Annotated in this window: 24 protein-coding genes and 1 tRNA gene; 17 read left to right on the top strand and 8 right to left on the bottom strand. The window is 70.3% G+C overall.

Annotated features, from left to right (window positions below; translation table 11 throughout):
- Positions 1–62 precede the first annotated feature (62 nt).
- Complete coding sequence (locus BQ2383_RS14920; protein WP_091035920.1) at positions 63–863, top strand: DUF1206 domain-containing protein; 801 nt, start codon at positions 63–65, stop codon at positions 861–863.
- 19 nt (positions 864–882) lie between these two features.
- Here BQ2383_RS14920 and BQ2383_RS14915 read toward each other — a convergent pair whose 3' ends face one another.
- On the bottom strand, positions 883–1,530 hold the full coding sequence (locus tag BQ2383_RS14915; RefSeq protein WP_091035635.1) for a LysE family translocator: 648 nt from the start codon (positions 1,528–1,530) through the stop codon (positions 883–885).
- A gap of 62 nt (positions 1,531–1,592) precedes the next feature.
- Positions 1,593–1,985 (bottom strand): nuclear transport factor 2 family protein, encoded by a 393-nt coding sequence (locus tag BQ2383_RS14910; protein ID WP_091035633.1) that lies wholly within the window; start codon positions 1,983–1,985, stop codon positions 1,593–1,595.
- 89 nt (positions 1,986–2,074) lie between these two features.
- Between BQ2383_RS14910 and BQ2383_RS14905 the strand changes: the two genes are divergently transcribed.
- The 8 genes from BQ2383_RS14905 to BQ2383_RS14870 all read left to right on the top strand — a co-directional run bounded on the left by BQ2383_RS14905 (position 2,075) and on the right by BQ2383_RS14870 (position 7,909).
- Positions 2,075–2,455, top strand: a complete 381-nt coding sequence (locus tag BQ2383_RS14905; protein ID WP_091035630.1) for a winged helix-turn-helix transcriptional regulator — start codon at positions 2,075–2,077, stop codon at positions 2,453–2,455.
- A gap of 42 nt (positions 2,456–2,497) precedes the next feature.
- On the top strand, positions 2,498–3,805 hold the full coding sequence (locus tag BQ2383_RS14900) for an aminotransferase class V-fold PLP-dependent enzyme (RefSeq protein WP_091035628.1): 1,308 nt from the start codon (positions 2,498–2,500) through the stop codon (positions 3,803–3,805).
- Positions 3,802–4,236 (top strand): Fe-S cluster assembly sulfur transfer protein SufU, encoded by a 435-nt coding sequence (sufU, locus tag BQ2383_RS14895; RefSeq protein WP_091035625.1) that lies wholly within the window; start codon positions 3,802–3,804, stop codon positions 4,234–4,236. Before BQ2383_RS14900 ends, sufU begins: the two co-directional genes overlap by 4 nt.
- A 16-nt stretch (positions 4,237–4,252) precedes the next feature.
- Complete coding sequence (locus BQ2383_RS14890; protein ID WP_167381638.1) at positions 4,253–5,194, top strand: GNAT family N-acetyltransferase; 942 nt, start codon at positions 4,253–4,255, stop codon at positions 5,192–5,194.
- Positions 5,195–5,262: 68 nt separating this feature from the next.
- Positions 5,263–5,904 carry an NADPH-dependent F420 reductase gene (locus BQ2383_RS14885; RefSeq protein ID WP_091035620.1) on the top strand — a complete coding sequence of 214 codons (642 nt, stop codon included), beginning with the start codon at positions 5,263–5,265 and terminating at the stop codon, positions 5,902–5,904.
- A gap of 136 nt (positions 5,905–6,040) precedes the next feature.
- Positions 6,041–6,694, top strand: coding sequence for a GntR family transcriptional regulator (locus BQ2383_RS14880; RefSeq protein ID WP_237682438.1), 654 nt, complete (start codon positions 6,041–6,043; stop codon positions 6,692–6,694).
- A gap of 109 nt (positions 6,695–6,803) precedes the next feature.
- A complete protein-coding gene (locus BQ2383_RS14875; protein ID WP_091035614.1) occupies positions 6,804–7,049 on the top strand; it encodes a hypothetical protein in 246 nt (81 codons plus the stop codon).
- The gene (locus tag BQ2383_RS14870; protein WP_091035611.1) at positions 7,049–7,909 is read left to right on the top strand and encodes a hypothetical protein; all 861 of its coding nucleotides are present in this window, start codon (positions 7,049–7,051) and stop codon (positions 7,907–7,909) included. The genes BQ2383_RS14875 and BQ2383_RS14870 overlap by 1 nt, the downstream gene beginning before the upstream one ends.
- 19 nt (positions 7,910–7,928) lie before the next feature.
- Here BQ2383_RS14870 and BQ2383_RS14865 read toward each other — a convergent pair whose 3' ends face one another.
- Positions 7,929–8,768, bottom strand: a complete 840-nt coding sequence (locus tag BQ2383_RS14865) for an SDR family NAD(P)-dependent oxidoreductase (protein ID WP_091035607.1) — start codon at positions 8,766–8,768, stop codon at positions 7,929–7,931.
- Between the two features lie 130 nt (positions 8,769–8,898).
- Between BQ2383_RS14865 and BQ2383_RS14860 the strand changes: the two genes are divergently transcribed.
- Both BQ2383_RS14860 and BQ2383_RS14855 read left to right on the top strand, forming a co-directional pair.
- Positions 8,899–9,483 carry an asparagine synthase gene (locus BQ2383_RS14860; RefSeq protein WP_091035604.1) on the top strand — a complete coding sequence of 195 codons (585 nt, stop codon included), beginning with the start codon at positions 8,899–8,901 and terminating at the stop codon, positions 9,481–9,483.
- A 64-nt stretch (positions 9,484–9,547) separates the two neighbouring features.
- Positions 9,548–9,620 (top strand) — tRNA-Arg (locus BQ2383_RS14855).
- Between the two features lie 115 nt (positions 9,621–9,735).
- Here BQ2383_RS14855 and BQ2383_RS14850 read toward each other — a convergent pair.
- The gene (locus BQ2383_RS14850) at positions 9,736–10,671 is read right to left on the bottom strand and encodes a LysR family transcriptional regulator (protein WP_091035601.1); all 936 of its coding nucleotides are present in this window, start codon (positions 10,669–10,671) and stop codon (positions 9,736–9,738) included.
- Positions 10,672–10,742: 71 nt separating this feature from the next.
- Here BQ2383_RS14850 and BQ2383_RS14845 point away from each other — a divergent pair, with 71 nt between their 5' ends.
- Positions 10,743–12,473 carry an L-aspartate oxidase gene (locus BQ2383_RS14845; protein WP_091035596.1) on the top strand — a complete coding sequence of 577 codons (1,731 nt, stop codon included), beginning with the start codon at positions 10,743–10,745 and terminating at the stop codon, positions 12,471–12,473.
- Positions 12,474–12,565: 92 nt separating this feature from the next.
- On the opposite strand, the gene BQ2383_RS14840 is transcribed toward BQ2383_RS14845, so the two are convergent.
- Positions 12,566–12,847: a hypothetical protein gene (locus tag BQ2383_RS14840; protein ID WP_091035593.1), complete on the bottom strand. Its 282-nt coding sequence runs from the start codon at positions 12,845–12,847 to the stop codon at positions 12,566–12,568.
- A 125-nt stretch (positions 12,848–12,972) separates the two neighbouring features.
- Between BQ2383_RS14840 and BQ2383_RS14835 the strand changes: the two genes are divergently transcribed.
- From BQ2383_RS14835 to BQ2383_RS14815, 5 genes are all read left to right on the top strand, one after another.
- Positions 12,973–14,469: an L-serine ammonia-lyase, iron-sulfur-dependent, subunit alpha gene (locus tag BQ2383_RS14835; RefSeq protein ID WP_091035590.1), complete on the top strand. Its 1,497-nt coding sequence runs from the start codon at positions 12,973–12,975 to the stop codon at positions 14,467–14,469.
- Positions 14,470–14,538: 69 nt separating this feature from the next.
- Positions 14,539–15,294 carry an AAA family ATPase gene (locus BQ2383_RS14830; protein ID WP_091035587.1) on the top strand — a complete coding sequence of 252 codons (756 nt, stop codon included), beginning with the start codon at positions 14,539–14,541 and terminating at the stop codon, positions 15,292–15,294.
- Positions 15,295–15,338: 44 nt separating this feature from the next.
- Positions 15,339–15,935, top strand: coding sequence for a TetR family transcriptional regulator (locus tag BQ2383_RS14825; protein ID WP_091035918.1), 597 nt, complete (start codon positions 15,339–15,341; stop codon positions 15,933–15,935).
- A 57-nt stretch (positions 15,936–15,992) separates the two neighbouring features.
- Positions 15,993–16,775 carry an ABC transporter ATP-binding protein gene (locus BQ2383_RS14820; protein ID WP_091035584.1) on the top strand — a complete coding sequence of 261 codons (783 nt, stop codon included), beginning with the start codon at positions 15,993–15,995 and terminating at the stop codon, positions 16,773–16,775.
- A complete protein-coding gene (locus tag BQ2383_RS14815; RefSeq protein ID WP_091035581.1) occupies positions 16,772–17,506 on the top strand; it encodes an ABC transporter permease in 735 nt (244 codons plus the stop codon). The genes BQ2383_RS14820 and BQ2383_RS14815 overlap by 4 nt, the downstream gene beginning before the upstream one ends.
- 21 nt (positions 17,507–17,527) lie before the next feature.
- Here the strand turns inward: BQ2383_RS14815 and hrpB are convergent, their stop codons facing one another.
- The 3 genes from hrpB to BQ2383_RS14800 form a co-directional block, all read right to left on the bottom strand.
- Entirely contained in the window at positions 17,528–20,083 is a 2,556-nt protein-coding gene (hrpB, locus tag BQ2383_RS14810) for an ATP-dependent helicase HrpB (protein ID WP_091035578.1), read from the bottom strand.
- Between the two features lie 84 nt (positions 20,084–20,167).
- Positions 20,168–21,769 (bottom strand): SPFH domain-containing protein, encoded by a 1,602-nt coding sequence (locus BQ2383_RS14805; RefSeq protein WP_091035575.1) that lies wholly within the window; start codon positions 21,767–21,769, stop codon positions 20,168–20,170.
- A gap of 112 nt (positions 21,770–21,881) precedes the next feature.
- Positions 21,882–22,310, bottom strand: a complete 429-nt coding sequence (locus BQ2383_RS14800; RefSeq protein ID WP_091035572.1) for a MarR family winged helix-turn-helix transcriptional regulator — start codon at positions 22,308–22,310, stop codon at positions 21,882–21,884.
- Positions 22,311–22,421 lie beyond the last annotated feature (111 nt).

Here is a 22,421-nt window from a genome sequence, read left to right as displayed (position 1 = left end):
CCGAGAGGCGCCGGGAAAGCAAGCCCCTCCACCGCGTCCGCTGCCGGCGATACCCTTCAATGATGAGCACGGTCAAGCACGCTGCGCGCGTCGCCAAGGGGTCCACCGCCTTCCGCCGCATCGCCCGTGTCGGGTTCGTCGTCCTCGGCCTGATCCACGTCATCATCGGCGCGATCGCCATCACCATCGCCGCGGGGGCGTCGGGAGACGCCGACCAGGATGGCGCGATGGAGCAGATCCGGAACAACCCGGTCGGCGGATTGCTGCTCGTGCTCGTCGCCACCGGCCTGATCGCTCTGGCCGTGTGGCAGATCGCGAGCGCGTTCCTCGCCGCCGACCCCGCCGAGACGAAGAAGTGGGGGCAGCGCGTGAAGCTCTTCGGCATCGCGCTCGCCTACCTCGTGGTCGCGGGCATGGCCCTCATCTACGCGCTGGGTGGTAACGCCGATTCGGAGACGGCGTCGAAGACCCTCAGCTCCGTGGTGCTTTCCGCTCCGGGCGGGGTCGCCCTGCTCGTCGTCATCGGACTGTCCGTGGTGGGCGTGGGGATCGGGTTCGTCGTGGGCGGCTTCACGCGCGGCTTCGAGAAACTGCTCGACCTGCCGACGGGAGTCGCACGCGGTGGCATCGTGACGCTCGGGGTGATCGGCTACTTCGGCAAGGGCATCGCGGTGGGGGTGACCGGCGTACTGTTCGTGGTCGCCGCCGTCACGCAGGATCCGGAGAAGGGCGCGGGGCTCGATGCGGCGCTGCACAGTCTGCTGGAGCTGCCGCTCGGCGGACTCGTGCTGGGAGCGGTCGGCGCGGGCTTCGCGATCTACGGGGTCTTCTGCATCGCCCGGGCGCGCTTCGCCCGCATGTGAGCAGGGCCGCGCCGGGCGTTCACGCGGTCGCGGGCTTCTCGCTCCAGACCAGCAGGAACGCCCCGAGCGCGATCATGAGCCCGCCGCCGGTCGCACCCATCGCCTCGATGCGGCGAGGCGAGCGGCCGAACCAATCGCGGGCGGCGCTGGCGAGGAGGACCCAGACGGCATCGCACGTCACGCCGATGACGACGACGATCACGCCGAGCAGGAAGAGCTGCGCGGGGACGGAGCCCGCGTGCAGATCGACGAACTGCGGCAGGATCGCGAGGAAGAACGCGATGGACTTCGGATTGGTGACTCCCACGACGAAGCCCTCGGTGAGCAGCCGCCATCCCGAGCGCCGCGCCGGAGCGGCGACCATCGCGCGTGCCGCATCCTTCCGGTGCCGGATGGCCTGGATGCCGAGGAAGATCAGGTAGCCGGCGCCGAGCACCTTGACGATGGTGAACAGCACGGCCGACTGGGCGATGATCGTGCCGACGCCGAGCGCGACCGCGACGACCAGAACGATCGAGCCGATCGCCGTGCCGAGGATGCTGAGGAACCCGCCCATCCGCCCGAGAGCCATGGCCCGGCCGATCGTGAACAGCACGGTCGGCCCGGGGATCACGACCATGACGAACGCCGCGACGACGAAGGCGAGCAGCGTGTCCGGGGCGATCATGGGTCGAGCCTAGGGGTGCGGGCGTCGGGCGGTCGAGAGCCCGACCGCCCGACGCCGGTCGGTCAGGACTGGCCCCAGAAGCGGTCCTCCGCCTCCTGGTCCTCGCTGATGAGCCAGACCTCGGCGATGCGATCGCCGGCGACGCGGAAGACGTCGACGCCGTGCTGGTCGAGGTCGTCGTGTCCGGCACGCTGCGCGCGGAAGCGCACGGTGGCGGAGACGAGGTCGCCGGCCTCCGTCGCCGAGTCGGTCTCGAGCACGAACGTGCCGCCGCTGAGCTCCATGAAGCGGCCGAGGTGGGCGAGGATCGCGTCGGGGCCGACGTGGTCGCCGGACGCCTGGTTGCCGCCGGGCTGGTGCCAGACGGCCTCCGGATGGAAGGTGGCCGCCAGGGCCCCCATGTCTCCCGCGGCCAGGGCCGCACCGTACTGTCCTACAACGTCGATCGCCGACATGATGCTCCTTCTCGAGTGGTCGGTACTGTGGAGCATCCAGCGTCTCGCCGAGGGCGCGGTTACTTCAACGTCACCGGGAGGAGCAGCGCATGTCGCGCACGTGGACGGTGTTCTCCGCCAGCTGCCCGTCTCGGGCATCGCTCGCCCGCATCGCGAACAAGTGGACCGCGATGATTGTCGTCCTCCTGCACGAGCAGCCGCTGCGCTTCGGCGAGCTGCACCACCGGATGGACGGGATCACGAAGAAGGTGCTCGTCGACACGCTCCGGGCCCTCGAACGCGACGGGATGCTGGAGCGATCGGTCGGCGACGACGGCCATTCGCGCTACCTGCTCACCCCGCTCGGACGAAGCCTGCACGAACCGCTCCAGGCGTTGCAGGTCTGGGCGGAGTCGCACGTGGAGGATGTGCTCGACGCACAGGACCGCTACGACGAGGTCGCCGACGCGAAGACGCTCGACGGTCGCTGACCCGCGGGCCCACCCCGGGCTCACAGGTGGGAAACTGGAACGATGAGCGTTTCTTCCGGTGTCGACGTGATCGCCCCTCTGAGCGAGACCGAGGTGCAGCGCATCCGCGGGGACTTCCCGATCCTGCACACGCAGGTGCAGGGGCATCCGCTCGTGTACCTCGACTCGGGCGCGACATCGCAACGTCCGTCGGCCGTGCTGGATGCCGAGCGCGAGTTCTCGACCACCATGAACTCGGCCGTGCACCGCGGGGCGCACACGCTCGCCGCCGAGGCGACCGAGTTGTTCGAAGACGCTCGTGGCACTCTCGCGCGTTTCATCGGGGCCGCCGACGACGAGGTCGTCTGGACCTCGAACGCGACCGAGGCGATCAACCTCGTCGCCTACTCGCTGTCGAACGCGTCGCTCGGTCGCGGGGGAGCGGTTGCAGAGCGGCTCCGGCTGCGTGAGGGCGACGAGATCGTCACGACCGAGATGGAGCACCACGCGAACCTCATCCCGTGGCAGGAGCTCGCGGCCCGCACCGGCGCGACGCTGAAGGTGATCCCGCTCGACGACGACGGTGCACTGCGCCTCGACGCCGCCGCCGAGCTCATCACCGCGCGGACGAAGCTCGTGGCGTTCACACACGTCTCCAACGTGCTCGGCGTGATCAATCCGGTCGAGCGCCTGGTCGCTCTCGCCCGCGAGGTCGGCGCCCTGACGCTGCTCGACGCCTGTCAGTCGGCACCGCACCTGCCGCTCGACGTGCGAGCCCTCGGCGTCGACTTCGCCGTGCTGTCCGGCCACAAGATGCTCGGTCCCACCGGCATCGGGGTGCTCTACGGTCGCCGCGAGGTCTTGGCCGCGATGCCCCCGTTCCTCACCGGCGGCTCGATGATCACCACCGTCACGACGACCGAAGCCGAGTATCTGCCGCCGCCGCAGCGGTTCGAGGCCGGCACGCAGCGGGTGTCGCAGGCCATCGCGCTCGCCGCAGCCGTGGACTATCTGACCGAGGTGGGGATGTCGCGCATCGCCGCGCATGAGGCCGCCTTCGGACGTCGGCTCGTCGACGGGCTCAGTGCGATCGGCGGGGTCCGCGTGCTCGGTGCCGGGATCGACATGCCGCGCGTGGGGCTCGCGAGCTTCGACGTCGCCGGCATCCATTCGCACGATGTCGGGCAGTTCCTCGACGACCTCGGCATCGCCGTGCGCGTCGGACATCACTGCGCCCAGCCGCTGCACCGGCGCTTGGGCGTCACCTCGTCCACCAGGGCGAGCACCTACCTGTACACGACAGAGGCCGAGGTGGACGCCGTGATCGCGGGCGTCGCCGGAGCGATCGACTTCTTCCGGAGGGGCGCATGAGCGACCTGCAGAACCTGTATCAGGAACTGATCCTGGACCACTCGCGCACCCCGCACGGCTACGGGCTGCGCGACGAGATCCCGGCGCAGTCGCATCAGCTGAACCCGACCTGCGGCGACGAGATCACGCTGCAGGTGCACCGCAGCGCCGACGGTGCTGTCGAGGCGATCGCGTGGGAGGGCCACGGCTGCGCGATCTCCCAGGCCTCCGCCTCCCTGCTGGCGGAGCTCGCCGAAGGACTCAGCGTCGAAGACCTCGAGATCCGCATCGCGGCGTTCCGCGAGGCGATGCGCTCCCGCGGCAAGATCGAGCCCGACGAAGAACTGCTCGGCGATGCCGCAGCCCTCGGCGGGGTGTCGAAGTACGTGGCGCGGGTCAAGTGCGCCATGCTCGCCTGGGTCGCCGCGGAAGACGCGCTCACCCGCAGCTGAGGTGCAGGATGGATGCATGCCCGTGCATCTGAAGCCGCTGCCCTCGGAACGCTTCGACGAGTGGCGGGGCGCGGCCAGGCAGCGCCTCATCGACGGCAACCGGGCATCGGGCAGACGTGTCGGGGACGACGCGGTCGCGTTCGCCGATGAGTACTTCGACGAGCTACTGCCGCAGGGTTCGGCGACGCCGACGGCACGGGTCATGCGTATCGTCGATGAGCGTCAACGCGAGCTCGGCACGTTGTGGCTGGTGCTCGGCGGCCGGAAGCTGTTCCTGCTCGATCTCGCCGTCGAGACCGGCCTGACCGGCGCGCAGAACGACGCCCTGGTCGCGCGGATCCTCGCCGTCGCCCGCGACATGGGCGCCACGCAGATCAGTGTGCCGCTGTTCCCGCAGCAGGCGGCAGGTCACGCCCTGGTCGACGGTCGTGGCTTCACGGTCGCGTCGATCCAGATGGTGCTCGAGCCGCTGCCCTCCCGCGATGTCGCCGCGCACGTGGAGGTGGTGCCGATGACCGCGGAGAGGTTCCCCCGCTTCGTCACGGCATCGGAAGCGGGATTCGCCCAGGACCTCGTGTCTTCCGGCCGGTTCTCGCCCGAGGAAGCTGCCGCGGAGTCCCACCGTCAGCTGGTCGAGGAGCTGCCGGACGGCCTCGCCACCCCGGGGCAGGAGCTCTTCACGGCCGCGGTCGACGGCGTCGAGGTCGGCATCCTCTGGCTCGGCATGCGCGAACGCGATGGACGTGCGCATGCGTTCGTGCTCGACATCGAGGTCGCTGCAGATCAGCGCCGCAAGGGGTACGGGCGAGAGCTGATGCACGCTGCTGAACGCGAGGCCCGCCGGCTCGGCGCCGACTCGATAGGGCTGCACGTGTTCGGCTTCAACGCCGCCGCCGTCGAGCTGTACGAGAGCCTCGGCTACCGGCGGACCGAGCAGACGCTGCTGCGCGAACTGTGACGCCGGTCACGGGACGACACAGCCCGACTCGAAGGGAATAGTCCGCTCTGCTCGACGTTGCCCCCAGCATGACTACTCTCGGAATCATCGGTGCAGGACACATCGGCAGCCAGGTCGCGCGGGTCGCGGTGGCGAACGGCTACGACGTCGTGATCGCCAACTCCCGCGGTCCGGAGACGCTCGCGGACCTCGTGGAGGAGCTCGGGCCCCGCGCGAAGGCCGCCACGGCGGAAGACGCCGCGGCAGCTGCGGACGTCGCGGTCGTGACCGTTCCTCTCGGGGCGATCGACGCGCTCCCCGCCGCACAGCTCGCCGGCAAGATCGTGCTCGACACGAACAACTACTACTTCGAGCGCGACGGTCACATCGAGGCCCTGGACAAGGGCGAGACGACGACGTCGGAGCTGGTTCAGCGCGCGCTGCCGGACTCGAAGATCGCGAAGGCGTTCAACCAGATCCTCGCGGCCGACATCACGACCGACGGCAAGCCGGCCGGTGACCCGGACCGTCGAGCACTGGCCACCGCCGGCGACGACGCCGAGGCCGTCGCGTTCGTCACCCGCTTCTACGACGAGGCCGGCTTCGACACGGTCAACGTCGGGCCGCTGAGCGAGTCGTGGCGGGTCGAGCGTGATCGTCCCGCGTACGTCGTGCGACAGAACGCCCAGGAGCTGACCGCGAACATCGCGATCGCCAACCGCCTCCCCTGAGCCCGGCGGGACGAGCGCGACGGAGACCTTCCGCGTCTCGCGCGCTCGTCCCGGACCGAGGCATCCCGGGCGTGTTGGGATACCAAAAGTTGAGTAACCCGGCCCGTGATGCGAGAATGCCCAGATGGCGGGGGCTATGGGGACAAGCGGCGAACTCGAATCGGTCAGGGTCACGCGCATCCTGCGCGACGACATCGTGCTGGGCAGACGTGCGCCCGGCTCGCGTCTGGTGGAGCGCGACATCGCGGCCGAACTGAGCGTCTCCCGCCTCCCGGTCCGCGAGGCCATCCGCACCCTCGTGGCCGAAGGGGTCGTCGTCGCACGCCCCCGCACCTGGGCGGTCGTGCGCGAGTTCACCCGCCGCGACATCCAGGATTTCGCCGAGGTCCGCGAGGCCATCGAGACGCTCATCTTCGTCTTCGCCGCCGAACGCCATGATGAGGCGGGCATCGCCCGGATCAGAGCCGCCTACGAGCGCGAGCTCGCAGCGGCCACGGCCGAGGACTCCGAGGCCGCGCGGATCGCGGCGGCCGAGTTCCACGAGGTCGCGGTCGAACTCGCGGGGAACGAGATGCTCGGGGAGCTCATCGCCGTGTTCCTCACGCGGCTGCGGTGGCTGTTCGGGCAGCACGACGATCTGCTCGCCATGGCCGACGAGCACCGCATCATCCTCGAGGCGGTGGCCGCACGCGACACGGAGGCGCTGCGCCGTATCGTGCCAGCCCACCTCGCCAGCGGCCAGTCGGCGGCGGAGCGACGTCTCGACGACGGCAGCGACCTGCTCGTCTGAACCGGCGCCATCCCGCTCGCGCAGATTCGGGAACACCGACGACGGGTCCAGTTGTATATTGGTCCGATCGGAGTCGGTCCGGAAACGTTGCGCTGTTCTGGGGAGCGAGATGCGGAGTCTTGCTGTCGCGGTCGGGTGCCTGCTGCTTCTCGGGGGAGTCGCGCTGGTCGCGATCGCCGATCAGGAGCGGGTGGCAGCCCTCACCGCCGTCAAAGCGGAGATCGTCCGTGTCGAGCGCGCCCTGGACGAGTCTCACGGCGAGAACCTCGAGCTCGCGCAGAAGCTCACCGCGCTGCGGTCGCAGATCGCTGAACAGGATGCCGAGATCGGCGACACCACGGGGTTCCTCCGGTGATGCGCCGGGTGCTGGCGGTCACGCTCGCGGCGGCGGTCGTGCTGTCCGCCGGAGTGCTCGCCAGGGCGGATGCCCTCGAGCAGGAGCGCGTCGCGGTCGTGGCGGAATTCGGCACCCTGTCGCAGCAGTACCACGAGGCCAGGCAGCGCACCGAGTATCTCGAGGCGACCATCGCGCAGGCCGAGCAGGACACCGCCGACCGCGCGTCGGTGCTCGCCGTCCGGCCGGCATTCGTCGCCGAGATCGCGGCTCTGAGCCGCGTCTTCGACAACGCACAGGGGATGGTCGACACCGCCTCTCATCGGGCGGCCGCGCTGTCGGCGCAGCAGACCGTGCTGGCCGAGTCGGACGACCCCGCGACCGTCACCGCCGCCACGGCCACGGTGCATGCGCTCGCCGAGAAGGTCGGCACGCAGGTCGCCTCGGTGCAGGCCGCGCAGAGCGCAGGACCGGGTGGCCCGGCCTGGACATCGAGCGGGCCCGACGGTTACGCGCGGGTGCGGGCGGCGCTCGACCTCGTCGGCGGAGGCGGCGTCGGGCTGTACGAGTCGTCGTCGTGCGCGGGTGGGAACGCGCCGGCCTGCGCCAACAGCAACGGCTACATCAAGTACCGCGGCGACATCGCGAACTGGAGTGCGGGCCGGTTGAACTGGGCCATGGCGCACGAGCTCGCGCACATCTACCAGTTCCGGGTCTGGGGCGCGCTCACGTCTTCCGGCGCGTACGCCTCGATGTTCGGCAACGACCCGGAGTTCCTCGCCAACTGCATGGCCGTCGTCCGCGGCTACCCCGGCTCGGTCGGCTGCAACGGCGATCAGCAGGCCTGGGCCTCGGGCATCTGGGTGGGCGCCGTCCGCTGACCCGGCCCGGCCGGTGAGGTCAGGCGACCGGCGTGGTCGTGTCGATCGCCGCGCGCAGCGGCCGTCGCATCACGCGCCAGTACGACGACGGGGCGATGCGCGTGAGCACGTCGATGAGCCGTGCCTCGCGTCCGACCATCGTGCGGGCAGCCCGTCGCTCGGTCGCCCGGATGATGCGGGCTGCGGCATCCGCCGGGTCGGTGTGGTACATCGCGGCCTGCGCCGCGGCGGCACGGGCGGCGACTTCCGGATCGATCGCGGCGGCGTAGCGTCCGTGCAGGATGATGCCGGTGCGCACGCCTGCCGGGTACACCGCTCCGACGCTGACCGTGGTGCCCTCCAGCTCGTGCCGCAGCGCCTCGGAGAAGCCCCGCACGGCGAACTTGCTCAGCGCGTAGGGGATGCGTCCGGCCGGAGCGGCGAGTGCGTACACGCTCGCGAAGTGGGTGATGTGCGCGGCGGGCGCGGCGCGGAGGGCGGGCAGCAGCGCCTTGGTGATCGAGACCGTGCCCCAGAGATTCACGTCGGTGAGCCAGCGCATCTCCTCCATCGTGAGCTGGTCGAGGTTTCCGAGCATCGACGAGCCGGCGCAGGTGATGAGGGCGTTGACCCTCGGATGCGCTGCGGTGATCTCGGTGGCGGCGGCGAACACGGCGTCGTCGTCGCGGAGGTCGACCACGTGCCTGGTCACCCGGGCGTCTCCCAGTTCGGCGGCGAGGGTCGCGAGCGCGGCACTGTCGTGGTCGATCAGGGCGAGGTGCGCTCCTCGCGCGGCCAGCAGGCGGGCGATGTCGGCGCCCATGCCGTTCGCGGCTCCCGTGATCACGGTGGTGCTGCCGGCGAGATCGAGGTGTTTCATGAGTCTCCTGCGGTGCGCGATCCGGGGCCGTGGCTGCGGATGTCGGAGGGGTGGGGCATGCTGATCCGGAACCATTCTGGCCGACACCGGGCCCCAGTGATACCGGTACGCTCGTGGAGAGGAGGTACCGGTGGGACGGACAGCGGATGCCATCGCCGAAGGCGTCGCGATCGCGACGGCTGCCGCGCGCCTCGCCGTGAAGAATCACATCCTCATCGGCACCATCGCCGAAGACGGCGTCTTCGACATGGAGAAGTACATCGACGACGCGCGGGAGGCGCTGCGGGCGATGGCCGAAGAGGCGGAAGAGGCGGCCGCCAACGTCACCGCTCTGCGCAAGCGCGCCAGGGGTCGGCACTCCGATCCGGTGGGCACGCACGACTACCGCGACCGCGATGTGCGCAACCTGCGCCGCCGGGCCAAGCAGTCCACCGGGGTCGGTCAGCGCCTGCGTGAGGTGATGGAAGACCGGGAGCGGCTGGCCCAGATCGTCGAAGAGGCGCGCGACGCCGCCTGGGCAGACGTGCGCCACAATCTCGACCGCCGACTGCGGGTCGAGGGCATGCGTCCCGACCAGGATCCCGACTACAACCGCATGCGCGAAGCACGCATGCAGGCACTGCGTCTCGTCGACCTTCAGGCCCTCTCCTCCGAGCAGCGCGCGCGGGCCAAGCGGCGCAAGAAGCAGCAGAAAGTCGAGGCGGCGAGCGACTGAGGCCTCGTTTCGCTTTCGCGTCAGGACTGTTGTAGGCTGTTCCACGGCCCGCTGAGCGGGCTGGGCGCCCGTAGCTCAATGGATAGAGCATCTGACTACGGATCAGAAGGTTAGGGGTTCGAGTCCCTTCGGGCGCACACTGTGTTGAGACAGTACAGAATCCCCGTCGCGAAAGCGGTGGGGATTCTGCTGTATCCGGGTCCCATTCTCGGGGCCGCTGGTGGGGCGCTCTCGGGTTGACCGCAGGCCGCGTCAGAGGAGGCTGGTGATCGCGGGGTCGCGGCGCGCGACCTCCGCGGCCGTGGCCACGATCACCTCGCGGATCGCCGCGACAGCGACCGCAGGGGTGACGTCCGCTCGGTGGGCGAGGCTCACGGTGCGGGTCATCATCGGATGCGTCAGCCGAACCGAGCGCAGTGCGGGGCGATCGAGCAGCACCATCGCCGGGACCACCGCCACACCGACACCGCGCTCGACGAAGCGCAGCACGGCATCCATCTCGGCTCCCTCGAGCACGTGGGTGGGCACCAGGCCCTCGGCGCGGAAGGCGGCGTCGGTGGTCGCTCGCAGCTCGTACGTCTCGTCGAGAGCGATCAGCGGGAGCGTGGCCAGGTGGGAGAGGCTCATCGCGGGCATGGTCGAGACGGGTGGCTCTGTCGCGGCGGAGATGACGACGAGCTCTTCGGCGAGCAGCGGCATGCGCGTGAGGCTGAAGCCCGACGGCGGTGGACCGTCGGATTCGGTGATGAGGGCGATGTCGACCGCGCCGACGGCGAGCTGATCGACGAGCCGGCGCGAACCGCTCTCGGTCAGATGCAGATCGACCCCCGGATGGCTCGCATGGAACACGCTGATCGCCTCGGCGACGAGGCTGATGCAGAGCGTGGGCGGCGCGCCCAGTCGCACCCGTCCACGGCGGAGGCCGGCCAGCTCGCCCATCTCGTCGCGGATCGCATCGGCTTCGGCGAGCATGCGCTGTGCGCGGGGGAGGAGCGTCTCTCCCGCGGCGGTGAGCGCGATGTGGCCGCGTGCCCGGTGGAAAAGTTCGGCGCCGAGTTCGCGTTCGAGGGTGGAGATCTGTCGGCTCAGCGACGGCTGTGCCAGGTGCAGGTGCTCGGAGGCGCGGGTGAAATGTCCGAGGCGTGCGACCTCGACGAACCCGCGGAGCTGCTCGAGGTTCATGGTCATAGCCTACCGGCATCGTTTCCACTCGAACTATGCATTGGAGTTATTAGGGTCCCCTAATTAGCGTGGAAAGCATGTCTACCCCCGAACGTCAGATATCCACCACCGTCCTCGTGATCGGCACCGGCGGCTCCGGTCTGCGCGCAGCGATCGAGATCGCCGAACACGGCGTCGATGTCCTCGCCGTCGGCAAACGTCCGCGTCAGGACGCGCACACCTCCCTCGCGGCCGGCGGCATCAACGCGGCGCTGGGCACCATGGACGCCGAGGACAGCTGGCAGCAGCACGCGGCCGACACCATCAAGGAGAGCTACCTGCTCGCCAACCCGCACACGGTCGAGATCGTCACGCAGGGGGCCGAGCGCGGCATCCGCGACCTCGAACGGTGGGGCATGGACTTCGCCCGAGAAGACGACGGCCGCATCTCGCAGCGGTTCTTCGGCGCACACACCTTCCGCCGCACCGCCTTCGCCGGTGACTACACGGGCCTCGAGATCCAGCGCACGCTCGTGCGCAAGGCCGAGCAGCTCGAGGTCCCGATCCTCGACCACGTCTACATCACCCGTCTGCTCGTGCGCGACAACGTCGTGTTCGGCGCCTACGGCTTCGACCAGGCCGACGGCACTCGCTACCTGATCCACGCGGATGCCGTGATCCTCGCAGCCGGCGGCCACAACCGCATCTGGCGCCGCACCTCGTCGCGTCGCGACGAGAACACGGGCGACTCCTTCCGCCTCGCGGTCGACGCCGGAGCGCGCCTGCGCGACCCGGAGCTCGTGCAGTTCCACCCGTCCGGCATCATCGAGCCGGAGAACGCGGCCGGCACGCTCATCTCCGAGGCCGCACGTGGGGAGGGCGGCATCCTCCGCAACGCCCTCGGAGAGCGGTTCATGGAGAAGTACGACCCCGAGCGCATGGAGCTGTCGACCCGCGACCGCGTCGCGCTCGCCGCATACACCGAGATCAAGGAAGGACGCGGCACCGAGAACGGGGGCGTCTGGCTCGACGTGTCGCATCTGCCGCGCGAGACGATCATGACTCGGCTGCCGCGCGTCTACCAGACGATGATGGAGCTGCAGATGCTCGACATCACGACCGACCCGATCGAGATCGCGCCGACCGCGCACTACTCGATGGGTGGAGTCTGGGTTCGTCCCGAGGATCACCAGACCGACGTCGAGGGGCTGTACGCGATCGGCGAGGCCTCGAGCGGACTGCACGGAGCGAACCGGCTCGGCGGCAACTCGCTCATCGAGCTGCTGGTCTACGGGCGCATCGTCGGGCAGGCCGCCATGGAGCACGCGGCCGGTCTCGACGCGCAGCGCCGGTCGGCGACGGCGGTCGCGGCAGCACGGGCCGAGATCGACGACCTGCTCGCCGCGGAGGGGCGCGAGAACGTGCGCGCCCTGCAGCGCGCCATCCGCAACCTGATGACCGAGTACGCGGGCGTCGTCCGCTCGGAAGACGGGCTGCGTGCAGGACTCGCCGACCTCGACATGATCGAGGGGCGCATGGAGGATGTGGGGATCCACCCCGATATCGCCGGTTTCCAGGACCTCGCGCACGCGTTCGACCTCAAGGCCTCCGCGCTCGCCGCTCGTGCCACCCTCGAGGCTGCGCTCGAGCGTCGGGAGACGCGCGGATGCCACAACCGCAGCGACTTCCCCGACACCGACCCGACCCTGCAGGTGAACCTGGTGTGGTCGCCGACCGCGGGCGTCACCCGCGAGGAGATCCCGGAGGTCTCGCCCGAGATCGCCGAGCTCATGCGCGAGGTCGACACCGCGGGAAAGCTCGTCGAGTAGATCCGCCGAGGCCCCGGCTTCGCACCGAGACCCCGCCCTGCTGCTGTCTGCACGGGGGGTCTCGGCGGTGATCCGGGGTCTCAGCGAGCTGCTCAGCCGGCCTGCGGCTCTTCCGTGTCGACGACCCCGATCCCCACGGCCTCGTGATCCGGCTCGGGCTCTTCGCGCTTCGGCGCCTTCGGTTCCTCGCCCGGGTCCTTCTCGGTGCTCGGCTCTTCGAGGTCTTCGGTGCTCGGCACCTCGCTCGGGTCGGCGTCTTCGGGTGATTCGGCCTCGGCGGGTGTGGTCGCCTCGCCCGCGCTCGTGTCGGAGGCGGGCGTGGGAGTGGGCGTCTGCGCCTCGGCGGGATCCTGTCCGGCAGTGCTGTTCGTCATGGTGGCCCCTTTCGTGGTGTCGTCCGATCAGGATGCCTCGGAAGCACGCGCGGCTGAAGGGGCTTGACGCGGCGCCGAGTTAACCGGGGTGAACCGAAGGCGCCGATGCGGCGTAGCCTGGAGGGGTGACTGCGTACGTCTCGGCCTTCGACCTCTTCTCCATCGGAGTGGGGCCTTCGAGCTCCCATACGGTCGGACCGATGCGGGCCGCCCTCGACTTCGCGCGACGGCTCACCGCGACGGGCGTCCTCCCGCGCGTGGCGCGCGTCGGCAGCACGCTGTACGGCTCCCTCGGCGCCACCGGGATCGGGCACGGGACTCCGGATGCCGTGGTCGCCGGTCTGCGCGGACTCGCGCCGGAGACGTGCGAACCCGCCGACGTGAGGTCGGCCTGGACGGACTTCCCCGTGGGCGGCGCGCTGTCGATCGACGGCATCCATGACGTCCCGTTCGCGAAGGACGACATCGTCTTCGCGCCGCGCACCCGGCTGCCCGGTCACCCGAACGCCATGACGATCACGGCGTGGGATGCCGAGGAGCAGATCGTCGCCGAGGAGACCTATTACTCGGTGGGTGGCGGGTTCATCCGCCGCGACGGGGAAGAGGCGAAGCTCACGACCGCAGGGTTCCCCTACGCGTATGCGGATGCCGCGTCGCTGCTCGCCCTCTGCGACGAGAACGGACTGTCGATCGCCGAGGTCGCGCGGCTCAACGAGACCTCGCTGCGCGGCGAGGAAGAGGTCGCGGCCGGGCTCGACGCGATCTGGGATGCGATGTCGGGGTGCGTCGATGCCGGTCTCCACGCCGACGGCACACTGCCCGGCATCCTCAAGGTCAAGCGGCGGGCCGGAGTGATCCGCGGCCAGCTCGAAGCGGTCGAGGCCGATGGGCATCGAGAGCTGCCGGGCGAGTGGCTCGGCGCCTTCGCCCTGGCCGTCAACGAAGAGAACGCGGCGGGTGGCCGGGTCGTGACCGCGCCGACGAACGGCGCCGCCGGCATCCTCCCCGCCGTCGCCATGTACTGGTGGCGGTTCCTCGCCGATTCGGGACTCGGCGCGGGCAACGCCGTGACTCCCTACGGCGAGCTGGTCGGCAGCGCGCTGCTGGGCTTCGAGTCCGACGTCCGGGCGGTAGAGGCCGCGAGCGACCTCGATGAAGAACAGACCGCTGAGGCCAACCGTCGCCGTGGCATCCGTCGCTTCCTGCTGACCGCAACGGCCCTCGGGTCGCTGTTCAAGGCCAACGCCTCGATCTCCGGAGCCGAGGGCGGATGTCAGGCCGAGGTCGGCTCCGCGTGTGCGATGGCGGCCGGCGGACTCACCGCGGTCATGGGTGGCACGAACCGTCAGATCGAGAACGCCGCCGAGATCGCGATGGAGCACCACCTGGGGCTCACCTGCGACCCGATCGGCGGACTCGTGCAGATCCCCTGCATCGAGCGCAATGCGATCGCGGCATCGACCGCGGTCACGGCCGCTCGTCTCGCCCTGCGCGGCGACGGCAGCCACTACGTCTCACTGGATGCGGTCGTCGAGACGATGCGTCAGACGGGCGCCGACATGTCGACCAAGTACAAGGAGACCAGCGAGGGCGGCCTCGCGGTCAACGTCATCGAGTGCTGATCGCGCCCGCCCGACTCCGTGTCCGCGGATGCCGGTAGCCTCCTCCTGACACCACGCGGAGGGAGCACGATGGATGCGTTCTGGGAGCCGAGCTCTCGCCGACGGCGGCAGCAGCCGGTCGTGGCGGTGCGCCCGAACGACGACGCCCCGACGCCGGATGGGGAATGGCCGACGAGCATTCCCGCGGTCGCCCAGGTGCTGCGGGAGGGGATCGATCTCGACCCCGGGGTGACGTTCCTCGTGGGCGAGAACGGCAGCGGCAAGTCGACCCTGGTCGAAGGCGTCGCACTCGCCTACGGCCTCTCGCCCGAGGGCGGTTCGCGACAGGCGCGGCACAGCACGCGAGCGACCGAGTCCCCGTTGTCGGAGTGGATCCGGCTGCAGCGCGGTGTGGGAGCCAACCGCTGGGGCTTCTTCCTGCGGGCCGAGACGATGCACTCGTTCTATACGTATCTCGAGGACAACCCGTCGACCGGCGGCGCCGATGTGCGGTTCCACGAGATGAGCCACGGCGAGTCGTTCCTCGCGCTGTTGGAGAGCCGCTTCGACGAGCCGGGCTTCTACTGTCTCGACGAGCCGGAGGCCGCACTGTCGTTCAACTCCACGCTGGCGCTCATCGCGGTGCTGCGGCGCATCGCCGACGACGGTGGGCAGGTGCTGTGTGCCACGCACTCGCCGGTGCTCGCGGCGCTGCCCGGTGCGAAGATCCTCGAAGTGGGGGAGTGGGGAGTCCGTCCCGCCGAATGGGGCGATCTTGAGATCGTGAACCACTGGCGCTCGTTCCTCGAGCATCCGACACGCTATCTCCGCCACCTGCTCGACTGAGGGTGGAGCCCCGCGCCGTCGGCACGCGTCATAGGCTGGCGGTCATGACCGAGCAGAAGGCGCCGCGCCGGCGAGGGCGCCCCCGGGGCGGCTCCGATTCGCGGGCGCGCATCATCGCGTCGGCGGTCGACGACTTCGCCGAGAAGGGGTACGACGGGGCGACGATCCGCTCGATCGCCGCGAGAGCCGGCGTCGACTCGGCACTCGTACACCACTACTTCGGCACCAAGGCCGACCTCTTCGCAGAGGCCGTCGGCATCCCGCTGCGACCCGACGTCGATGTGCCGAAGATCCTTGCGGGTCCGCGTGACGAGGTCGGCGAGCGGCTGATCCGTTACGTGCTCGAGGCGTTCGAGCAGCCCGAGGTGCGCCGGCGAGGGGTCATGCTGCTGCGCACGGCGATCGGCAGCCGGCTCACGACGCCGCTGCTGGCGGGCTTCCTGTCTCGTGAGCTGCTGTCCCGCGTCGCCGGGAGCCTCGACGCCGACGACGCCGACCTTCGCGCTTCGCTCGTCGCCTCGCAGATCGCCGGGATGCTGATCGCACGCTACGTGCTGCGACTGCCGGCGCTCGCCGCGGCATCGGTCGACGAACTCGTCGCCCGTGTCGGCCCCACCCTGCAGCGCTACCTCTTCGACTGAGCACGCGGCCCCCGGATCCCGTTGACGTGATCGACCCGTAGGCGCATAATTCATCACATGATGAATAACTCGGCCGTCGAGATCGCGCAGCTGCGGGTGCACCGCGGGGCAGTGCGGGTCTTCGACGGGATCGACCTCACGATCCCGCGTGGACAGATCACGGGGCTGCTCGGGCCGTCGGGATGCGGAAAGACCACCCTGATGCGCTCGATCGTCGGTGTGCAGCGGATCGCCGGAGGCAATGTCACCGTCCTCGGCGAGCCGGGCGGATCCCGACAGCTCCGCCACCGCGTCGCCTACGGCACACAGGGCGCTGCGGTGTACGGCGACCTCAGCGTGCGCCAGAACCTCTCGTACTTCGCCTCGCTGCTGAAGGCGCCGAAGGGCGATGTGGACAGGGTGATCGACGAGGTCGGGCTGCGGGCCCAGGCGGGGCAGCGCGTCGACGCGCTCAGCGGCGGCCAGGCGACTCGGGTGTCGCTCGCGGTCGCGCTCATCGGCTCCCCCGAGCTGGTCGTGCTCGACGAGCCGACGGTCGGGCTGGACCCCGTGCTGCGCGCCGAGCTGTGGGCACTGTTCCGAGCTCTCGCGGGCCGCGGCGTGACTCTCATCGTGTCGAGCCACGTGATGGACGAGGCGGTGCGCTGCGACCGGCTGCTGCTGATGCGGGAGGGGCGGATCATCGCCGACACCACCCCCTCGTCGCTCCTCGCCGACACCGGCACGACCGACGCCGAGTCCGCGTTCCTGGCGCTGATCGAGCGGGACCGCAGCGGCGATGCCGACGTCCCTCGATCACGCCGTGAAGCACGGGAGCACCGAGAGGAGGCCGGAGAATGAACGGCCGCCGGATGCTCGCCACCGCGGGGCGCGTGCTCGCACAGCTGCGGCACGATCCGCGATCGATCGCCCTGATGCTCGTCGCGCCGAGCCTGCTGGTCGGTCTCTTCGCGTGGCTGTTCAGCGACCAGGAGGGGGTGTTCGACCAGTTCGGCGGCGCGATCCTGGCACTGTTCCCGTTCATCGTGATGTTCCTCATCACGTCGATCACCACTCTGCGCGAGCGTCGGTCGGGAACACTCGAGCGTCTGATGACCACACCCCTCGAGAAGGCCGACTTCATCCTCGGCTATGCGCTCGCGTTCGGGTTGATGGCTCTGCTGCAGGCGGTGATCACGGTGTCGTTCGCGGTCGGGGTGTGCGGCCTCGATGTCGACGGGCCGCTGTGGCAGCTCGGCCTGGTCGCGGTCGTCGATGCGCTGCTCGGCACGGCACTCGGGCTCCTCGCCAGCGCGTTCGCACAGACCGAGTTCCAGGCGGTGCAGTTCATGCCGTTGCTCGTGTTCCCGCAGATCATCCTCGGCGGCCTGTTCATGCCCCGAGACCAGATGCCGGATGTGCTGTACGCCATCTCGGATTGGCTCCCGCTGAGTTACGCGATCGACACGATCAACGCGGTGGCCGCGGGCGACGAGGGCTGGGACGTGTTCGGCCCGCTGCTGATCGTCGTGGCCTTCGCGGTGGGTGCCCTCGTGCTCGCGGCGCTGACGCTGCGACGTCGCACGCGCTGAGGCTCCGGCTCCGGTGGCTGCTCAGCGCGCCGCGCGGTTCTTCGTGTGCTTGGTCGGCACGGCGACCCACGGGTCTTCGGGCCACGGATGCCGGGGGTAGCGTCCGCGCATCTCGGCGCGCACCTGGCTGTAGGGACCGGACCAGAACGAGGCGAGGTCGTCGGTGACCGCGAGCGGACGCCCGGCGGGGGACAGCAGGTGGAACAGCACCGGCACCCGCCCGTCGACGAGCCTGGGAGTCTCGGCCCACCCGAAGCACTCCTGCAGCTTCACGGCGACGACCGGCCGTGCGTGCGGGTCGCCGTCGGGCTCCGGGTAGGTGATGCGGACGCGGGATCCGCTGGGCACCTCGAGGCGCTCCGGCGCGAGCTCATCGAGGCGCACGGCATCGGGCCACGGCAGCAGGCGCCGGAGCGGTGACGAGAGTTCCAGCCGTGCTGCGGGGGTGCCGGACGCGAGGCGATCGAGCTCGGGCGCGAGCCACACGTCGAGGGAGTCGACCAGCCCGGCATCCGAGACATCGGGCCACGGATCGCCGAGCTCTCGTCGCAACAGTGCGAGTCGCCGGCGCAGCGCGTCTGCGGTGTCGGACCAGGTGAACACACCGAGCCCGTCGCGGCGGAGCGCCCGGCGCACGGCGTCGCGGCCCTCCTGTGCCGACGCCTTCACGGGCGCCGAGGACCGCGGAATGGCGCCGATCCGCCGCTCGCGTCGAGCCTGGACGCGGCCTCCGACGAACTCCGCCTCGACGCGGTCGGTCATCAGGTGGCTCGCCGCCTGCTCCATCTGCGCTTCGGTGAGCACAGCGGCCGACCGGATGATCGCGCCGGACCCGGCCGCGGCGCGCGCAGTGGCGCGCGCAACGTCGGCGACGGCGAGCCACTCCACCGCTGCGAGCGGACCCCGCACCCCGGCCCGGGTTCCGGAGGCCAGCAGGAATGTCGCCCCTTCGGCGGTGCGCTCGACGCGATGTGCGATCCGGCCGGGGAACGCCAGCGCGATCACGAGCCCGACTCCGTCGAGGTCCGACCGGACACCCGGCGCGTCCCGGACCATGCGTTCGAGGCGGTTCGCATCGTCCCGCCATCCGCGGGCCTCCGGGCTCCGACCGCCGCGCAGCGCGATGAGGGCCTGCGCGATGTCGGCATCCGAGACGCGCAGCTCGCCGCTCACCAGCGCGACGACCTCGGCCGCGAGTCGGCTTCCGACGACCGGGCTGCCGTCGCGAAGCGCTCGGGCGAGACGAGGATCGGTCGGGATGCGCGCCAGGACGCGGCCCTCGGCGGTGGCGCGACCGACCTCATCGATGGCTCCGAGGCCCTGAAGCACCGTGATCGCATCGGCCAGGTTCTCGGCGGGCAGCGGGTCGATCATCCGCAGTCCGATGCCGCTCGGGGCACCCCAGCAGGCGAGAAGCAGGGCGGCATCCGCGAGGTCGATCACGGCGATCTCGGGCACGGGACGAGCGGGGGCCGCCGCGTAGGTGCGCTCGTCGACGCAGCGGATGACGGTGCCGGGGCCCTGACGGGTGCCGCGCCCCGCCCGCTGCACGCACGACGAGCGCGACGCGGCGGTGGTGACCAGACCCGTCATGCCGCGGCCGGCGTCGCGCTGCGGATGCCGCGAGAGGCAGCTGTCGACGACCAGGCGCACCCCCGGCACGGTGAGCGACGACTCGGCGAGAGAAGTCGTGACGATGATGCGCGGAAGGTCCGTCGGCGTGCGGCCGCGGATCACGGCATCCTGCTCGGCCGGCGGGATCTGGCCGTGCAGTTCCCGCACATCGAAGGCATCGGTCGTGTCGCGGACGCGGCGGGCGATCTCCGACACCTCACGGGCCCCTGGCGCGAAGACCAGCACGTCGGCTTTCGGGTCTTCGCGCACCAGGTTCAGGGCTGCGGATGCCGTGACGCGCGCGACGTGATCGAGGAAACCCCACGTGACTCCGCGCTCGTCGAGGCGTGGCACGGGGCTCGGAGCCCAGCGCTCGGTGAGCGGGAAGGCGGGGACGTCGTGGTCGACGACCGGTGCGGGGGAGTCGTCCGTGCCGATGACGGCGGCGATGCGCGCCGCGTCGAGGGTGGCGGACATGGCGATGACCACGAGGTCATCCCGCAGCTCGCGCACCTCGGAGAGCAGCCCCACCAGGAGGTCGGTCTCGAGCGCGCGCTCGTGCACCTCGTCGAGGATCACGGCATCCACACCGTCGAGCCCTGGGTCATCGAGCATTCGTCGAAGCAGCACGCCGGCCGTGACGAACTCGACCTGCGTCTCGGGTCCTGCCGAGCGCTCGCCGCGGACGGTGAATCCCACGTGCGAGCCGACGGGCGACCCGTCGAGGTGGGCGAGGCGCCGGGCAGCGGCGCGGGCGGCGACGCGGCGCGGCTGGGTGACGATCACGCGACCGGTGCTCCGCGAAGCGAGGAGTGGAGGCACGAGGGTGGTCTTGCCCGTGCCGGGTGGGGCGGTGACGACCACCGATCCGCTCACATCGAGCGCCGCTGACAGCTCGTCGAGCGCGGCCGCGAACGAGAGCCCCGAGCCGATGGCGGCGAGGTCGAAGGCGGCGGACGTCATCCGTCCAGTCTGCCCGGTCCCAGAGACGAAACAGCGGATGCCGCGACCGACGAGGTCGCGACATCCGCTGTCGTGACGGTGTGTTTACTCTGCTGCCGGAGCCGGCGGTGCGGGCGGCGGCGGGGTGGTCGGCGTCGAGACGCGCGGCGCGGGTGCCGCCGGCGTGGCCTCCGCGACACCAGCGCCGAAGCCGCGGCCGACGGCCTGACCCTGGATGATGCCGGCGAGGTCGAGCCCGGTGGCCGAGTGGACGCTCTCGAACACCGAGGCCAGGGCCTTGGCGTTGTCGGCACCGACGACGTCCGACGCTCCGTCCTGGCCCGAGCCGCCGATGATCGACACGTTGCCGATCGCCGCGTACCCCTTCGAGAACTCGGCCATGATCGACGGCAGCACCTCGAGCACGCGCTGCGAGAGGAAGGCGTCCTGGTTCGAGGCGATGGCCTTGGCCTCGGCCTCGAGAGCTGCGGCGCGGGCGTCACCCTCGGCGCGGATCGCTTCGGCTTCGGCAGCAGCCTGCAGGCGTCGGGCGTGAGCCTCGGCCTCGGCCTTCGAGCGCAGCGCGTCGGCCTCACCGGTGGCGCTCGCGACGGCAGCCGCGGCCTCACCGGCGGCGCGGGCCTTGTCGGCCTCGGCCTGCTGCTCGGCGATGCGGGTGCGGGCCTCAGCCTGCTTGACCTGCTCGATCGCGGCGGCCTCGGCGGCCCGCTCGCGGGTGTAGAGCTCGGCCTGAGCACGGGTCTCGGCCTCGTACCGCTGCGCGTCGGCGACGCGCTTGACGTCGGCGTCGAGCTGAGCCTGCTTGTTCTCGGCCTGCTGCTGCAGCACGGCCTGCTGCGCCTGCTCGCGGGCGAGGTTCTCGGCCTGCTCCGCCTCGGCGCGCGCGCGACCGATGCCGGCGTTCGAGTTGGCGGTGTTCGTGTCGAGCGCGGTCTGCTCGATCAGGTTGGCTTCCTGGTTCGCGATGTTCTTCTGGTTGATCGCGCGGTCGGCGTTGGTCTGCGAGATCTCGGCGGACTGACGCTTCGCCTGGATCTCGGGAGCGCCGAGCGACTGGATGTAGCCGACCTTGTCGGTGATGCCCTTGATCTGGAACGAGTCCAGGATGAGGCCCTGCTCGGCGAGCTCCTGCGAGACGTCGGCGGCGATCTGGTCGGAGAACTTCTTCCGCTCGCGCATCAGCTCGACGACCGACAGGGTCGCGACGATTCCGCGGAGGGCACCTTCGAGCTGCTCAGTGGTGAACTGCTCGATCGCCTTGTCCTGCGAGGCGAAGCGCTCGGCGGCACGACGCACCAGGATGGGGTCGGAGCCGATCTTCACGATCGCGACACCGTCGACGTTCAGGGTCACGCTGTCGAGCGACTGCGCCTCGGCGTTGAGCGAGACCTGACGCGAGCGCAGCGAGATGATCTCGTGGCGCTGCGTGATCGGGTTGACGAGCGACTTGCCGTTGACGATGACGGTGACGGGCGACTCCGACATCTCGGAGCGGCTCGACCCGTCGGTCCCTATGACCGCGGTCTGCACCTTCTGCTTGCGGCCCGAGATGACGAGGGCCTCGTCGGCTCGGGCGACCTTGATCCAGCTGCGTGCGAACAGCAGCAGGATGAGCAGCAGGACGACGGCGACGACGACTGCGATACCGACGATGACGAGGATGCCGACGATTCCGGCGATCTCCATGGATGACCTCCCTGGTTCCCCCCGAGGGGGCGGTCTGACGTGCCCGCGACACAGCGGGCGTACGCACCCCACCCTGCCAGAAACGGAAGCGGGCCGTTCTCGCGGCAGCTTGTCAGCGGGTGCGGAGCTTCTCCGCGAGGTCGCGCAGCGTGCGCAGCTCGTCATCGCCGAGGCGCGACATGCGGTCGGCGATCGAGCGCCCGTGCACGGTGGCGAGGGAGCGGAACGCCCGGGCCCCTTCATCCGTCGCGCGGATCAGCGCACCGCGTCCGTCGTCGGGGTCGGCGCACTTGGACACGAGTCCGCGGGTGACCATGCGGTCGACCAGGCGCGAGACACTCGGCTGGCTGATCAGCATGTTCGCGGTGATGTCGCGCAGCCGCGCGGTCATGCCGGGGGAGCGGGTGACGGTGAGCAGCACGTCGTACTCGGCCTGACCCAGGTCGCTGTGCTCGAAGTCCGACATCATCTCGGTGAACAACTCGTGCTGCGCGCGGAACAGGCTCTCCCAGGCCTCCAGGGCGAGCTTGCGATCGGTCATGTTCACAGAATAGTGGGAACAGTAAAGGGCCGGTCGGAGAGGCTCCCGACCGGCCCTTGTCCCTTGCACCAAGAGTGTCCTGCAATCACATGCGGTGTATGCCACAGCAAA

Source organism: Microbacterium oxydans (genome assembly GCF_900095745.1).
GTDB classification, from domain to species: domain Bacteria; phylum Actinomycetota; class Actinomycetes; order Actinomycetales; family Microbacteriaceae; genus Microbacterium; species Microbacterium oxydans_B.
The sequence above is the reverse complement of the archived record's forward strand: the minus strand, read 5'-3'. Positions and strand labels throughout refer to the sequence as shown.